The organism is Pseudomonas sp. DTU_2021_1001937_2_SI_NGA_ILE_001 (genome assembly GCF_032463525.1).
GTDB lineage: Bacteria > Pseudomonadota > Gammaproteobacteria > Pseudomonadales > Pseudomonadaceae > Aquipseudomonas.
The window spans coordinates 2,619,494-2,634,532 of sequence record NZ_CP135971.1; the positions used below are offsets into that span (position 1 = coordinate 2,619,494).

Sequence of the window (15,039 nt, forward strand, 5' to 3'; positions counted from 1 at the left end):
TCAACCACGGGCCACCTCCACACAGGTATCGACGACGGTACGGGTAGCATCGGGCATGGCCAGTCGGCGGGCGGTCCGGGCCATGCTGTTCATTTGTTCGGGCTGCATCAGAACCTCTTTCAGGCGGCTGGCCATTTCGGCGGCGCCAGTTGTCGCTTGTGGCATGACGAAGGCAGCGCCTTCGCGGGCCAGATAATCGGCATTGCGGGACTGGTGGTCGTCGATCGCATGGGGCAGCGGGATCAGCAGCGCAGGCAGGCCGGCGGCCGCCAGTTCACTGATGGTCAGCGCGCCGGCACGGCACACCACCAGGTCGGCCCAGGCATAGGCCTGGGCCATGTCCTGGATGAAAGGCGCGACCTGGGCCTGCACACCGGCACTGCGGTAGCGCTCGGCGGTCACCTGGTCGTGCTGCTTGCCGGCCTGGTGGAAGATTTCCGGGCGGATCTCTTCCGGCACCAGGGCCAGGGCCTCGGGCAGCAGTTTGTTCAAGGGTTCGGCCCCCAGGCTGCCGCCCAGCACCAGCAAGCGTGCCTTGCGGCCGGCCAGGGGCTGTCGCGGCGTCTCGAAGAACAGCTCGACACGCACCGGGTTACCGGTAGTGCGGCGCTTGGCGGACGCGGCAAAGGTATCTGGGAAGGCTTCGCAGATACGGCTGGCGAACGAAGCCAGGCTGCGGTTGGCGGTACCGGCCACGGCGTTCTGCTCGTGGATGATCAGCGGCACGCCGGCCAGTTTCGCGGCCAGGCCGCCCGGCCCAGTGACATAACCGCCAAAGCCGACCACGAATGCCGGTTTGAGCTGACGCATGATGCGCCGCGCCTGCAGCAGTGACTTGAGCAGCATGAACGGCGCCTTGAGCAGCGACAGGCGCCCCTTGCCGCGCAGGCCGGTGGCATCGATGCGGTGCAGGGTGATACCGGCCTGCGGCACCAGGTCGTTCTCGATGCCGCGCGGCGTGCCCAGCCAGTGGACCTTGTAGCCACGGTCGCGGAACTCGCGAGCGCAGGCCAGCGCCGGGAACACGTGCCCGCCGGTGCCGCCGGCCATGATCAGCACGTTAGCGTCCATGGGGCGGCTCCTCGGCAAAATCGCTTTCCTTGAATTCGGTTTCCTCACTGCCCATGTTGTTGCGCGATTCCCATTCGATGCGCAGCAACAGGCCCAGGCTGGCGCAGCAGATCACCAGCGAGCTGCCACCGTAGCTGAGGAATGGCAGGGTCAGGCCCTTGGTCGGCAACAGGCCGACGTTCACGCCGATGTTGATCAGGAACTGGCCGATCCACAGGAACGACAGGCCATAGGCGGTGTAGGCACCGAAGAACTGCTTGGCACGCTCGGCCCAGAAGCCGATGTACATGCCACGGATACTGACGAACAGGAACAGAGCGACGGTAATCAGCGAACCGACCACGCCAAGCTCTTCGGCCAATACCGAGAACACGAAGTCGGTGTGCGCCTCAGGCAGGTAGAACTGCTTCTGCACACTGTTGCCCAGGCCCACGCCGAACCATTCGCCACGACCAAAGGCGATCAGCGCCTGGGTCAGCTGGTAGCCCGAACCGTACTGGTCGGCCCAGGGGTCGGTGAAGTTGGTCAGACGCGCCATGCGGTAAGGCTGGGCCTGCACCAGGACGAACACGGCCACCACCGCCAGCACCACCATCAGCGAGAAGCGGAACAAGCCGACGCCCCCCAGAAACAGCATCGCCGCCGCCGCGCCCATCATCACCACGGTAGCCCCGAAGTCCGGCTCCATCAGCAACAGGCCGGCCATCGGCAGCAGGACGATGAACGGCTTGAAGAAGCCCATCCAGCTTTCCCGTACTTCCTGCTGACGACGCACCAGGTAACCGGCCAGGAACAGCACCACGAACACCTTGGCGATTTCAGAGGGCTGCACGTTGAACGCGCCGAAGCCGATCCAGCGCATCGAGCCGTTGACCTCACGACCGATGCCCGGTACCAGCACCATCAGCAACAGGCCGAAGGCGCCGAGCAGCATCATCCAGCCCATGCGTTGCCAGGTGGCGACCGGGACCATCATGGTGGCGCCACAGGCCCCCAGGCCGATGAGCAGGTAGACCAGATGCCGGGTCATCATGTACAGGCTGTTGCCCGACTGCGCCGCCGCGACTTCCGACGACGACGAGGTGATCATCACCAGGCCCAGGCCCAGCAGTGCCAGGCAGCCGGCCAGCATCGGGAAGTCCACGTCGATGCCACGGCCGCTGATCAACGGCGAAGGGTAAGGTTTGAGGACGCCGAAGATCATGCCAGCGCCTCCACGGCCTGGGCGAACAGACGCCCACGCTCTTCATAGTTCTTGAACATGTCCAGACTCGCGCAGGCCGGCGACAGCAGTACCGCATCGCCGGCCTGGGCCAGCTCCGCACTGCGCTGCACGGCTTCTTCAAGGGTGGCCACACGTACCAGCGGCAGCGCATCCCCCAGGGCTTGGGCGAGGCGTTCGGCATCCCGCCCGAGCAGCACCACGGCGCGGCAATGGGCCGCCACGGGTGCGCGCAGGCCGCTGAAGTCGGCACCCTTGCCATCGCCACCGGCGATCAGCACCAGCTTGCCGGTGATGTCCGCGCCCAGGCCTTCGATAGCCGCCAGCGCGGCACCGACGTTGGTGGCCTTGGAGTCGTTGTAGTACTGCACGCCAGCGCGCTCACGCACCCACTGGCAACGATGCTCCAGGCCGGTGAAGGTGCGCAGGCTGGCCAGCATGGCGTCCATCGGCAACCCGGCGGCATGCCCCAAGGCCAGCGCGGCCAGGGCATTGGCCTGGTTGTGTGCACCGCGTACTTTCAGCTCACTGGCCGGCATCAGCAGGTCGAACTGGAAGGCCAGGTATTTCTCGCCGTTTTCCTCGCGGATACCGAAGGCATGGAAGTCTGGCTTGTTCAGGCCGAAGGTCCAGCATGGCAAGCCCTCGCCGATCAGCGGCCGCGACAGGGCGTCCTGGCGGTTGACCACCACTTGCCTGGCACCACGGAAGATCCGGTGCTTGGCCAGGTGGTAGGCCGGCAGGCCGCTGTAGCGGTCCATGTGGTCTTCGCTGATGTTCAGCACGGTGGCCACTTCGGCGTTCAGCTGGTCGGTGGTTTCCAGCTGGAAGCTGGACAGCTCCATCACGTACAGCTCCACCGCGTCGTCCAGCAGATCCAGCGCCGGAGTACCGAGGTTGCCGCCCACGGCGACACGCTTGCCCGCTGCGGCGGCCATTTCGCCGACCAGCGTGGTGACCGTGCTCTTGGCATTGGAGCCGGTGATGGCCACGATCGGTGCCTTGGCATGCCGGGCAAACAATTCGATGTCACCGGACAGCCGCACGCCACGGGCCTGGGCCTGCTGCAGCGCCGGTGTAGCCAGTGCCAGGCCGGGGCTGACGTACAGCTCACTGGCGCGGCAGAGGAACTCGACGTCCAGTTCGCCACACCGAACCTCCACCTGCGGATACTCGCGACGCAGGGTCGCCAGCTCCGGGGGATTGTCCCGCGTGTCGGCCACGGCAAAGGCGACGCCCTGGTTCGCCAGGAAGCGAACCAGGGACATGCCGCTCTTGCCGAGGCCGACAACGATGCGGAACTGGTCGGTAACGATCAAAGACACTCGCGATTACCTCAGTTTCAGCGTGGCAAGGCCGATCAGCACGAGAATCACGGTGATGATCCAGAAACGGACGATCACCCGAGGCTCGGGCCAGCCCTTGAGTTCGAAATGGTGGTGAATGGGCGCCATGCGGAACACGCGGCGACCGGTCAGTTTGAACGAAGCCACCTGAATGACCACTGAAAGGGTTTCCATGACGAACACGCCGCCCATGATGAACAGCACGATTTCCTGGCGCACGATCACCGCGATGGTGCCCAGCGCGGCACCCAGCGCCAGGGCGCCGACGTCGCCCATGAACACCTGGGCCGGATAGGTGTTGAACCACAGGAAGCCCAGGCCGGCACCGATCAGCGCGCTGCAGAACACGATCAGCTCGCCCGCGCCTGGCACGTAGGGAATCAGCAGGTATTCGGCGAATTTCACGTTACCCGACAGGTAGCAGAAAATGCCCAGGGCACCGCCGACCATCACCGTCGGCATGATCGCCAGGCCGTCCAGGCCATCGGTGAGGTTGACGGCGTTGCTGGAGCCGACGATGACGAAATAGGTCAGTACCACGAAGCCGATACCCAGCTGCCAGTGCATGTCCTTGAACATCGGCACGATCAGGGTGGTCTCGACCGGCGATTGCGCGGTGACGAACAGGAAGATGGCGGCGCACAGGCCGAACACCGACTGCCAGAAATATTTCCAGCGGCTCGGCAGGCCACGGGAGTTCTTCTCGATGACCTTGCGGTAGTCGTCGACCCAGCCGATGCCACCGAACAGCAGGGTCACCAGCAGTACCACCCACACGTAGCGGTTAGTCAGATCGGCCCACAGCAGGGTGCTCACCGCGATGGACGAAAGGATCAGCGCACCGCCCATGGTCGGGGTGCCGGACTTGGACAGGTGCGATTGCGGACCGTCGTTACGCACCGCCTGGCCGATCTGACGGATCTGCAGGGTGCGGATCATCCATGGCCCGAGCCACAACGACAGGCTCAGCGCAGTCAGCACACCCAGAATCCCGCGCAGGGTCAGGTACTGAAAGACTGCGAAGCCTTTATAGAACTGTTGTAGAAATTCGGCCAACAGCAACAGCATCAATGTTTCTCCAGGCTGGAGCCGCACAAGGCCGCGACGACATGTTCCATGGCGGCGCTGCGCGATCCCTTGATCAATAAAGTGGTGTTTGAATCTTGTTCGCCTTGCAGCGCAGCGATCAGCTCGGCCTGGGTTGCGAAGTGCCGGGCCTGCGGGCCGAAGGCCTCGGCGGCATGGCGCATCAGCGGGCCGACGGCATACAGGGCATCGACCTTGCCGACGGCATAGGCGCCCACTTCACGGTGGCCCTGCTCGGCCCACTCGCCCAGTTCGCCGATGTCGCCCAGCACCAGGACGCGCCGGCCGTCGAAACCGGCCAACACGTCGGTAGCGGCCTTGATCGAGCCCGGGTTGGCGTTGTAGGTGTCGTCGATGACCCGCTGGCCGTTGGCGGCGATCTGCGCCACGGCACGGCCCTTGACTGGCTGCAAGGCTTCGAGGCCGGCGACGATGCCGTCCAGGCTGACGCCCATTGCATGGGCCGCTGCAGCAGAGGCCAGGGCGTTGCTGACGTTATGTACGCCCAGCAGGTTCAATTGCACCCGCGCCGAGCCTTGAGGGCCCTGCAGCACGAACACCGGGCAACCGCGTGCATCACGACCCAGCTCGTTGGCGTGGAAATCGGCCTGGGGGTTTTCCAGGGCGAAGCTCAGTACCTTGCGGTCACCGGCACGCATGACCCACAGCGGGTAGGCTTTGTCGTCCAGGTTCAGTACCGCGACACCCTGGCTGTCCAGCCCCTCGATGATCTCGCCCTTGGCCTCGACGATGCGCTCAGGACCGCCGAATTCACCCACATGAGCGGTGCCGGCGTTGGTCAGGATGGACACGTGGGGCTTGGTCAGGCTTGCGGTGTAGGCAATCTCGCCGACCCGCGAAGCGCCCAGCTCGATGACTGCCGCCGTGTGCTCGGGCGCCAGTTCCAGCAGGGTCAGCGGTACGCCGAGGTCGTTGTTCAGGTTGCCACGGGTCGCCAGGACCGGCCCACGGGTGCGCAGGATGCTGGCGAGCATCTCCTTGACCGTGGTCTTGCCACTGGAGCCGGTAACGGCAGCCACCGGGCGGTCGACGAAGGCGTTGCGATTCAGGGCACCCAGCTGTGCCAGGGCCTTGCGCGTGTCGAGCACCACCAGTTGCGGCAGGTCGACGCCTGGCACCTCGCGCTCGACCAACGCACCGACGGCGCCCTTGGCAGCCACCTGGGCAAGGTAGTCATGACCGTCGAAACGCGGGCCGGTCAGGGCCACGAACAATTGCCCGGGGGCGATGCTACGGCTGTCGGTGCTGACCCCGGAGAAACGGCAGTCGGCACCGGTGCGGCGGGCGTCCAGCGGGGTCAGCAGTTCGCTGAAGCTCAGGGCGTCAAACATGCGCAGCCTCCCAGGCAGCCAGGGCGATACCGGCCTGTTCAAGATCGGAGAACGGATGACGCTGGCCATCGATCTCCTGGTAGTCTTCGTGTCCCTTGCCAGCCAGCAGCACCACGTCGTCGGCGCCAGCAGCGGCAACGAACTCGGCAATGGCCTGACCACGCCCCTCAACGAAACGCACCTGGTTGGCGTTGGCGAAACCGGCACGAATGTCGTCGAAGATCTGCGCAGGCGCTTCGCTGCGCGGGTTGTCATCGGTGACCAGCACGCTGTCGGCCAGGCGTTCGGCAACCTCGGCCATCAACGGGCGCTTGCCACGGTCACGGTCACCACCGCAACCGAACAGGCACAGCAGGCGACCCTTGGCATGCGGACGCAAGGCTTCGAGCACCTTCTCCAAAGCGTCTGGGGTGTGCGCATAGTCGACCACCACCAGCGGCTGCTTGCCGCCACCCAGACGCTGCATACGGCCAACCGGGCCGACCAGTTGCGGCAGCACCTTGAGGATTTCGTCCAGGGCATAGTCCAGCCCCAGCAGTGCGCCGATGGCCGCCAGTACGTTGCTCAGGTTGAAACGGCCGAGCAGACTGCTGCGCAGGAAGTGTTCGCCCTGCGGCGTGACCAGCGTGGCGCGCACGCCATCGTCATCGAACCGCGCATCGCGACAGAACAGGTAGGCGCTCTTGTCGGTCAGGCTATAGGTAATCAGCTTCGAGCGATGCGGCGCGTCGGCCAGCTCACGACCAAAGGCGTCGTCCAGGTTGATGACCCGGCAGCTCAGGTCTGGCCAGGCGAACAGCTTGGCCTTGGCGGCGCCATAGGCTTCCATGGTGCCGTGGTAGTCGAGGTGATCACGAGACAGGTTGGTGAACACCGCAACGTCGAATTCAACGGCCTTGACCCGGCCCTGCTCCAGGCCATGGGACGAGACCTCCATGGCCACGGCACGCGCTTCGGCCTGCTTGAGGTCAGCCAGAGTGGCCTGCACGGCAATCGGATCAGGGGTTGTGTGACGGCCGCTTTCCAGGGCGCCATAGAAGCCGGTGCCGAGCGTGCCGACGATACCGCAGCGCTGGCCCAGCAGGTCGAGGGCCTGGGCCACCAGCTGGGTCACGCTGGTCTTGCCGTTGGTGCCGGTAACCCCCACCAGGTTCAGGCGGCGGCTCGGTTCGCCGTAGAAACGCCCGGCGATGGCCGACAGCTGGCCGACCAGGCCCTTGACCGGGATCAGCGGCACCTCGGTAAGTGGCAGCACGCTGGAGCCTTCGGCTTCATAGGCCACGGCAGCAGCACCACGTTGCAGGGCGTCGGCGATGTGCTCGCGACCATCGACCCGGATACCCGGCACGGCCAGGAACAGGTCGCCCGGACGCACCTTGCGGCTGTCCAGGGTCAGTTCGCGGATCAGCGGGTCACGGTCGGTGCCCGGGAAGATCTTGCTCAGATTGAACGACATCAGCCACGCCCTCCTTTGGCGACCGGGGCCGCTGCGGCCTGTTCCGGCTCCAGGTTATCCGGCGGAATGTTCATCAACCGCAACGTACCGGACATCACCTTGCTGAATACCGGGGCCGAGACCAGGCCACCGAAGTAACCGCCCTTGCTCGGCTCGTCGATCACCACGACGATCGCATAGCGCGGGTTGCTCATCGGCCCGAAGCCGGCGAACAGCGAACGGTAGGAATTCTCGGCGTAGCCTTTGGTGCCGATGGAGGTCTTGCGCGCCGTACCACTCTTGCCGGCCACGTGGTAGGAAGGCACGCGTGCGCGGTAGACGCCACGGGTGTCTTCGATCACCTGTTGAAGCATGCCGTGCAGGGTCTTGGCGGTGGCCTCCGGAATGGCCTGGACCGCGGTCGGCTCGGCGCTGGTCTTGAGAATGCTCAGGGGCACGATACGACCATTGTTCGCCAGGGCGCCGTAGGCGTGGGCGAGCTGCAGGGCGGTGACCGAAACACCGTAGCCGTAAGACAGCGTGGCAGTTTCCGCCTTGCGCCATTCGCGGTAGTTGGGCAGGTTGCCGACGCGCTCACCCGGGAAACCCAGGCCGGTGTACTGGCCGAAGCCCATGCGCTGCATGGTGCGGAAGATCGCCTCGCCACCCACGTCGAAGGCCACCTTGCTCATGCCGACGTTACTGGAGTTGATCAGGATGCCGGTCAGATCGAGCACCGGGCCTTCGGTCTTGCTTACGTCACGAATAGTGTAGCGACCGATCTGCAAGGTGCCGGGATACACCTCGACCTTGTCGGAAGGCTTCCAGCGACCGCTTTCCAGCGCGGCACTCATGGAGATCGGCTTCATGGTCGAGCCAGGCTCGAACACATCGATGATCGCCCGGTTGCGCATGGCCGCCGGCACCATGGTGCGACGGTTGTTGGGGTTGTAGGTCGGGCTGTTGACCATGGCGAGGATCTCGCCGGTCTTGACGTCCATGATCACCAGGCTGCCGGCCTTGGCCTCGTTCTCGACGATGGCGTTGCGCAGCTCACGGGTGGCCAGGTACTGCAGACGCAGGTCGATAGACAACGCCAAGGTCTTGCCAGCCTTGGCGTTCTTGGTCACCTGAACATCCTTGATCAGTCGGCCGCGCCGGTCCTTGATCACCTGCCGCTTGCCCGGCACACCGGCCAGCCAGTCGTCGTAGGCGAGCTCGACACCCTCGCGGCCATGATCGTCCAGGTCGGTGAAGCCGACCATGTGCGCAGTCACATCGCCGGCGGGATAGAAGCGGCGGAACTCTTCGATGCCATAGACGCCCGGCACCTTGAGGTCGAGCACGGCCTGGCCGTGTTCAGGGGTCAGGCCGCGAACCAGATAAATGAATTCCTTGTTGGCCTGGGACTCCAGGCGTTCGGCCAGCGCCTTGGGATCCTGGCCGATCGACTGGGCGAGCAGCGGCCACTTGCTGCGATCCTGGAGCATTTCCTTTGGGTTGGCCCACAGGGTGGTGACCGGCGTACTCACCGCCAATGGCTCGCCGTTGCGGTCGGTGATCAGGCCACGGTGCGCCGGAATAGGAATATGCCGCAGGCTGCGGGCGTCGCCCTGTTCCTGAAGGAAGGTGTGGTCGACGACCTGCAGGTCGATGATGCGCCAGGAAATGGCGAGCACCAGCAACGACAGCAGAGCCACCACGAGGCGGAAGCGCCAGGGGTACAAAGCCCCTTCAAGCTTCATCATGGCGCCACCATCCGCACTTCACCGGCATTGGGAATGCGCATCTTGAGCTGGTCGGTGGCCAGGGCCTCGATACGGCTGTGGGCCGTCCAGGTGCTCTGCTCGAGAATCAGCCGGCCCCATTCGGCCTGCGCCTTGTCGCGAATCGTGGTTTCGGTGTAAAGCGAATTGAGCAGCTGACGATTCCAGTGGGCACTGTAAGAAACGCCAATCGCCGACACGAGGACGGCGATGAATAGCAGCAGCATGATGAAGCTGCCGCGCGGCAGAGGTTTGAAGAACAGACGGCTCATCGGAGCTTCTCCGCTACGCGCATGACAGCGCTGCGCGAACGCGGATTGGCACGGGTTTCTGCCTCGGAAGCGAACTGCGCCTTGCCGACCAGACGCACGCGTGGCTCGAAGATCTTGGCCTGGATCGGCAGGTTACGCGGCATGTTGTCCGCCTCGCCCTTGACCAGCTTGCGCATGAACAGCTTGACGATACGATCTTCCAGCGAATGGAAGCTGATGACCACCAGGCGGCCGCCCACTTCAAGGGCGTCGAGCGCGGCCTCCAGACCGGCTTCCAGATCACCCAGTTCGTTGTTGACGTGGATGCGCAGGCCCTGGAAAGCACGGGTCGCAGGGTGCTTGCCCTTCTCCCAGGCCGGATTGGCGGCCTTGAGCACTTCGGCCAGGTCGGCGGTACGCTCGAACGGCTGGACCTGGCGACGCTCGACGACGGCATTGGCCATACGACGAGCGAAGCGCTCTTCACCATATTCCTTGAAGACGCGCGCCAGCTCTTCGGCCGACGCGGTGGCGACGAACTCGGCGGCACTGATGCCCTGCCCCGGATTCATGCGCATGTCCAGGGGGCCGTCGTTCATGAAACTGAAGCCACGCTCAGGGTCGTCGAGCTGTGGCGAAGAAACACCAAGGTCGAGCAGCACGCCACTGACCTGGCCTTGCAGGCCACGCGCCGCAACTTCTTCGCCCAGTTCGGCAAAGCTGCGCTGCACAATGACAAAGCGGCCGTCTTCGGCCGCCAGCGTTTGCCCTGTGGCAATCGCTTGAGGGTCCTTGTCGAAGCCCAGCAGCCGACCGTCCGGCCCCAGGTGTTCGAGCACCCGGCGACTGTGACCGCCACGCCCGAACGTGCCGTCCAGATAGCAGCCATCGGCGCGCACGGCCAGAGCCTCTACGGCTTCTTCCAGCAGTACGGTGATGTGGGTAAAACCGCCATTCATAGTCACAGGATCAGGTCACGTAAATCATCGGGCATCGCGCCAGGTTGCTGAATGGCCGCCAGGTCCGCATCGGCAAGAGCGTTCCAGGCGTCCTCGTCCCACAGTTGAAACTTGTTGAGCTGGCCCACCAGCATCACGCGCTTATCCAACTTGGCGTATTCGCGTAAACGGGGCGGCACCAGAAAACGTCCGCTGCCATCCAGCTCCAGGTCGACCGCATTACCAATCAGGAGCCGCTGCAAGCGGCGGTTCTCTTCACGGAAGGTGGCGAGCTCACGCAGCTTCGCCTCGATCAACTCCCACTCGGAAAGCGGATAAATGCACAAGCAGGGATCTATGGCATCGATGGTGACGATCAACTGACCGGCACTACGCGAATCAAGCTCGTCACGATACCGGCTCGGCATAGCGAGACGACCCTTGGCATCGAGATTGATTGCGTTGGCACCACGGAACACAGGCGCGCTCTCCGAATTCTACTTTTTTGCGCTACAAAAACCCACTTCGTGCCACTTTCTGCCACTTGCGCACACTATAGGAACGCGCCCACCACACCGTCAAGGTAGGGCTCTAAGGAAAACCCTTACAGAACGGCAATTTAGGAGTGGTATTGGATAAGCGGAGAGGAATTTGCGAGGACGCTGCGCAAATAAAACGACGCACCACAAAGCGATGAGAATCGAAGTTAAAGTGATTTATGAAGTTTAAGATTTTTTTGATATTACGAAGCGCGTCACGACCATGAAACGCGGATAAAGGAGGGATGGAGAGTCGATCTGTAAGCCGGGTTCTGTCGAGGACAGTCATTCCTCTACGACGGCCATCACTGGACGTCTTTAGCAACCTACCCGGTTCCAGCGCGGGCCACGCCTTGGAACCCTATTTGGTCTTGCTCCGAGTGGGGTTTACCTAGCCACGAACTGTTACCAGACGTGCGGTGCGCTCTTACCGCACCTTTTCACCCTTACCGGCACCGAAGTGCTTAGGCGGTTGTTTTCTGTGGCACTTTCCGTAGGCTCGCGCCTCCCAGGCGTTACCTGGCACTCCGCCCTATGGAGCCCGGACTTTCCTCCCCCACCTGTTGCGGAACAACAAGCGGCAGCGACTGTCCAATCGACTCTCCGCCGCCAAGGTTAACGGCACGGGCGCCCAAGAACAAGCTTTAAAAGCCTGAAGCCCGCTGCGCCCGCCATGAAAGTGCCTTATTTCTTCTGCTGTTCTTCGAGCGCCAGCTGGTAGAGCAGATTCTTGCGCACGCCGGTGATTTCCGCCGCCAAGGCTGCCGCCCGCTTGACCGGCAGGTCCTCCAGCAGCAATCCCAGAATCCGACGCGCCTCGCTGCCGATGGCATCATCCCCCTGCGGCTCGCTCCAGCCTGCCACCAGCACCACGCACTCACCGCGCTGCTGATTGCCATCGGCCTCGACGAATGCGCGCAGCTGCGCCAATGGCAAGCCCTTGAGCGTCTCGAAGGTTTTCGTCAATTCGCGGGCCAGCACTGCCGGACGCTCGCCGCCGAACACCGCCTCCATATCCTGCAGGCATTCCAGGATCCGATGCGGCGCTTCGTAGAAGATCAGGGTACGCGGCTCTTCGCAAAGCTGCTCGAGACGGGTCTTGCGCCCCACGGCCTTGGCCGGCAGAAAACCTTCGAAGATGAAGCGGTCCGACGGCAAGCCCGCCGCCGACAAGGCCGCGATCAACGCACAGGGCCCCGGCACCGGAACCACCGGCACCCCGGCGGCACGCGCCTGGCGCACCAGGTGGTAGCCCGGATCGGAAATCAGCGGTGTACCCGCATCGGAGATCAGCGCCACATCCTCGCCCGCCAGCAATTTCTCGATGAAGCGTCCGCCTTCGTTGCGCTCGTTATGCTCGTGGCAGGCCGCCAGCGGCGTGGCTATGCCAAAGTGTTGCATCAGACGCAATGAATGCCGGGTATCCTCAGCCGCAATGAGAGCGACCTCGCGCAGCACCTTGAGCGCACGCACGCTCATGTCGTCCAGGTTGCCAATTGGCGTGGCCACGACATAAAGCGATCCCGTGGCGGAATTCGAAGCAGCCGCAACAGTCAAAACGCACACCCCATGTTCATGACTCCACACATATATAAAGAAAGCATTGTACAGACTCCATGCCCTGACAGGAGTCCGCACCCCGACAGGCCTGCAAAAGGAAGCCAAGGCATGAGAGTCCCGCCCCCTTCACGACGATAACACCCCCTCGCGCTGCGCTCAGGTTGCGGCCGCGCACGCCTTCGAAGTCGCACCCCGGCCAGTGCTTGGGTACAATTCCCCGCTAATTCGCTTGAGTACCAGGAACATATACATGATCGCTTGCCTGCGGCTGTTATCTGCCCTCTGCCTCGCTGCCCTGCTGGCGGCCTGCGCCAGCTCTCCTTCGTCGAACCTCGGTGAACTGCCGCGCACGCCCGACGCCAGCATCGAACAGCTGCTGGAACAGGCGGCCAACGCCAAGACACCGGACAAGGCCGCCACCCTGCGCCTGAGCGCCGCGGACCTGGCCAACCGCCAGGGCAATCCGGGCCGCGCCGCGCAATTGCTAGCACAAGTGCAGATCGACCAACTGCCGCCAGGCCTGCAGGTCTTCGCCAGCACCCTGTCCGCCGAACTGGCCCTGGGCCGCAACCAGCCCAAGGCAGCGCTCGAGGCCTTGGCCCACCCAAGCATGCAACGCCTGGGCGAGCTGTCGACCGAGCAGCAGGTGCGTACCCACATGGTGCATGCCAAGGCACTCGAGCAGGACGGCCAGATCCTCCCGGCAGTGCGCGAGCGCGTGTTCGCCGGCCCGCTGCTCGAAGGCCAGGATGCCAGCAGCAACAACGACGCCATCTGGAAGCTGGTCTCCGCACTGCCGCCTGAACAGCTGCAGGCCACTGGCAACGATGACCTGAGCGGCTGGCTGAACCTGGCCAGCGCCATCAAGAACGCCGGCACCCTGGAGCAACAGCAGGCCGCCATCGACAACTGGAAAGCGCAGAACCCGAAACACCCGGCCGCCCAGCAGCTGCCCACCGCACTGGCGCAGCTGCGCTCGCTGACCAGTGAACCGCTGACCCGCATCGCGCTGCTGCTGCCTCAGGAAGGCCCGCTGGCCAACGTCGCCAAGGCGCTGCGTGAAGGCTTCCTGGCCGCCCACTACCAGGCCCAACAGGCTGGCCAGAATCCGCCGGCCATCCAGGTCTTCGACAGCTCTCGAGTGACCTCCATGGACGATTTCTACCGCCAGGCCAAGGCTGCCGGCGTACAGCTGGTGGTCGGCCCTCTTGAAAAGGAACTGGTCAAGCAGCTCAGCAGCCGCCCTCAACTGCCCATCACCACCCTGGCCCTGAACTACAGCGACAGCCCTACCGCTGGCCCGCAGGAACTGTTCCAGTTCGGCTTGGCCGCCGAGGACGAAGCTCGCGAAGTGGCTCGCCGCGCCTGGTCGGAAGGCAAGCGTACTGCCGTGGCGATGGTGCCCAAGGGCGAATGGGGCGACCGTGTACTGACCGCCTTCAACAACAGCTGGCGCGCCAAGGGCGGCACTCTGGTCGCCGTCGAGCGTATCGACCAGCCCGTCGACCTGGCCCGCCAGATCGCCGACATGTTCCAGCTGCGCTCCAGCGAAGGCCGCGCCCAGCGTCTGCAGGCCGCCACCGGCAGCCAGGTCGCGACCCAGCCTTCGCGCCGCCAGGACATCGACTTCATGTTCCTGGTCGCCACCCCGCAACTGGCCCAGCAGATCAAACCGACCATGGTCTTCCAGTACGCAGGTGATGTACCGGTGTACGCCACCTCGCAGCTGTTCACCAACAGCAACGATCACGCCCAGTACATGGACCTCAATGGCGTTCGCTTCTGCGACACACCATGGCTGCTCAATGCCAACGACCCGCTGCGCCAGCAGGTGGTCGCCCAGTGGCCACAGGCAGCGGGCAGCCTGGGCCGCCTCTATGCCATGGGCGTCGACGCCTACCGCCTGGCGCCGCGTCTCACACAGCTCAAGGCCCTGCCTGACAGCCGCCTCGACGGCCTGTCCGGCAGCCTGAGCCTGAACCAGAACCGTCGCGTTGAACGTCAACTGCCCTGGGCCGAGTTCGTCAACGGCCAGGTCCAGCGCCTGCCGGACACCGCGCCTTGAGACCAGGCAGCCAGGTTGCAGGGCGCGAGGCTGAAACCTTCGCCCTGCAGCATCTGCAACAGCATGGCCTGCAACTGCTGGCACGCAACTGGACATGCCGACGCGGCGAGCTTGATCTGGTCATGCTGGACGACTCTACAGTAGTATTCGTCGAAGTCCGCTACCGCCGCCAGAACGGCTGGGGCAGCGCCATGGAAAGCATCGATGCACGCAAGCAGGAACGGCTGATCGCCGCCGCGCAGCAGTTTCTCCATGAACAGCCGCGCTGGGCCGAAAGCCCCTGCCGTTTCGATGTCATCGCGGTCGAGGGGACGCCTGGCGAGGGCAATGTGTTGAACTGGCTGAAGAGCGCCTTCGACAGCTGAGCCGTCGCCACCCCGAGCACCCACCGAATCCAACACCGTTTTT

Annotated in this window: 13 protein-coding genes and 1 other RNA gene; 2 read left to right on the forward strand and 12 right to left on the reverse strand. The window is 64.2% G+C overall.

Features of this window, described 5'->3' with window-relative positions; genetic code table 11:
- From murG to rsmI, 12 genes are all read right to left on the reverse strand, one after another.
- Positions 1-1,071 carry an undecaprenyldiphospho-muramoylpentapeptide beta-N-acetylglucosaminyltransferase gene (gene murG / locus RRX38_RS11175; protein ID WP_315962532.1) on the reverse strand — a complete coding sequence of 357 codons (1,071 nt, stop codon included), beginning with the start codon at positions 1,069-1,071 and terminating at the stop codon, positions 1-3.
- The gene (ftsW, locus tag RRX38_RS11180; protein WP_295474332.1) at positions 1,061-2,272 is read right to left on the reverse strand and encodes a putative lipid II flippase FtsW; all 1,212 of its coding nucleotides are present in this window, start codon (positions 2,270-2,272) and stop codon (positions 1,061-1,063) included. Before ftsW ends, murG begins: the two co-directional genes overlap by 11 nt.
- On the reverse strand, positions 2,272-3,618 hold the full coding sequence (gene murD, locus RRX38_RS11185) for a UDP-N-acetylmuramoyl-L-alanine--D-glutamate ligase (RefSeq protein ID WP_315962533.1): 1,347 nt from the start codon (positions 3,616-3,618) through the stop codon (positions 2,272-2,274). The genes ftsW and murD overlap by 1 nt, the downstream gene beginning before the upstream one ends.
- Before the next feature lie 6 nt (positions 3,619-3,624).
- On the reverse strand, positions 3,625-4,707 hold the full coding sequence (gene mraY, locus RRX38_RS11190; RefSeq protein ID WP_295474075.1) for a phospho-N-acetylmuramoyl-pentapeptide-transferase: 1,083 nt from the start codon (positions 4,705-4,707) through the stop codon (positions 3,625-3,627).
- A complete protein-coding gene (locus tag RRX38_RS11195; RefSeq protein WP_295474078.1) occupies positions 4,707-6,077 on the reverse strand; it encodes a UDP-N-acetylmuramoyl-tripeptide--D-alanyl-D-alanine ligase in 1,371 nt (456 codons plus the stop codon). Before RRX38_RS11195 ends, mraY begins: the two co-directional genes overlap by 1 nt.
- Complete coding sequence (locus RRX38_RS11200; protein WP_295474081.1) at positions 6,070-7,533, reverse strand: UDP-N-acetylmuramoyl-L-alanyl-D-glutamate--2,6-diaminopimelate ligase; 1,464 nt, start codon at positions 7,531-7,533, stop codon at positions 6,070-6,072. Before RRX38_RS11200 ends, RRX38_RS11195 begins: the two co-directional genes overlap by 8 nt.
- Entirely contained in the window at positions 7,533-9,257 is a 1,725-nt protein-coding gene (locus RRX38_RS11205; protein ID WP_410524902.1) for a peptidoglycan D,D-transpeptidase FtsI family protein, read from the reverse strand. Before RRX38_RS11205 ends, RRX38_RS11200 begins: the two co-directional genes overlap by 1 nt.
- A complete protein-coding gene (gene ftsL / locus RRX38_RS11210; protein WP_295474105.1) occupies positions 9,257-9,550 on the reverse strand; it encodes a cell division protein FtsL in 294 nt (97 codons plus the stop codon). Before ftsL ends, RRX38_RS11205 begins: the two co-directional genes overlap by 1 nt.
- On the reverse strand, positions 9,547-10,488 hold the full coding sequence (gene rsmH / locus RRX38_RS11215; protein WP_295474108.1) for a 16S rRNA (cytosine(1402)-N(4))-methyltransferase RsmH: 942 nt from the start codon (positions 10,486-10,488) through the stop codon (positions 9,547-9,549). The genes ftsL and rsmH overlap by 4 nt, the downstream gene beginning before the upstream one ends.
- A 2-nt stretch (positions 10,489-10,490) precedes the next feature.
- The gene (gene mraZ, locus RRX38_RS11220) at positions 10,491-10,946 is read right to left on the reverse strand and encodes a division/cell wall cluster transcriptional repressor MraZ (protein ID WP_295474111.1); all 456 of its coding nucleotides are present in this window, start codon (positions 10,944-10,946) and stop codon (positions 10,491-10,493) included.
- A 305-nt stretch (positions 10,947-11,251) separates the two neighbouring features.
- An RNA gene (gene rnpB, locus RRX38_RS11225) (RNase P RNA component class A) lies at positions 11,252-11,609 on the reverse strand.
- Between the two features lie 81 nt (positions 11,610-11,690).
- Positions 11,691-12,563, reverse strand: coding sequence for a 16S rRNA (cytidine(1402)-2'-O)-methyltransferase (gene rsmI, locus RRX38_RS11230; RefSeq protein ID WP_315962668.1), 873 nt, complete (start codon positions 12,561-12,563; stop codon positions 11,691-11,693).
- A 253-nt stretch (positions 12,564-12,816) separates the two neighbouring features.
- On the opposite strand from rsmI, the gene RRX38_RS11235 reads away from it, so the two are divergent.
- Positions 12,817-14,631 (forward strand): penicillin-binding protein activator, encoded by a 1,815-nt coding sequence (locus RRX38_RS11235; RefSeq protein WP_315962535.1) that lies wholly within the window; start codon positions 12,817-12,819, stop codon positions 14,629-14,631.
- A complete protein-coding gene (locus RRX38_RS11240; RefSeq protein ID WP_315962536.1) occupies positions 14,628-14,996 on the forward strand; it encodes a YraN family protein in 369 nt (122 codons plus the stop codon). The genes RRX38_RS11235 and RRX38_RS11240 overlap by 4 nt, the downstream gene beginning before the upstream one ends.
- Positions 14,997-15,039: the final 43 nt, after the last annotated feature.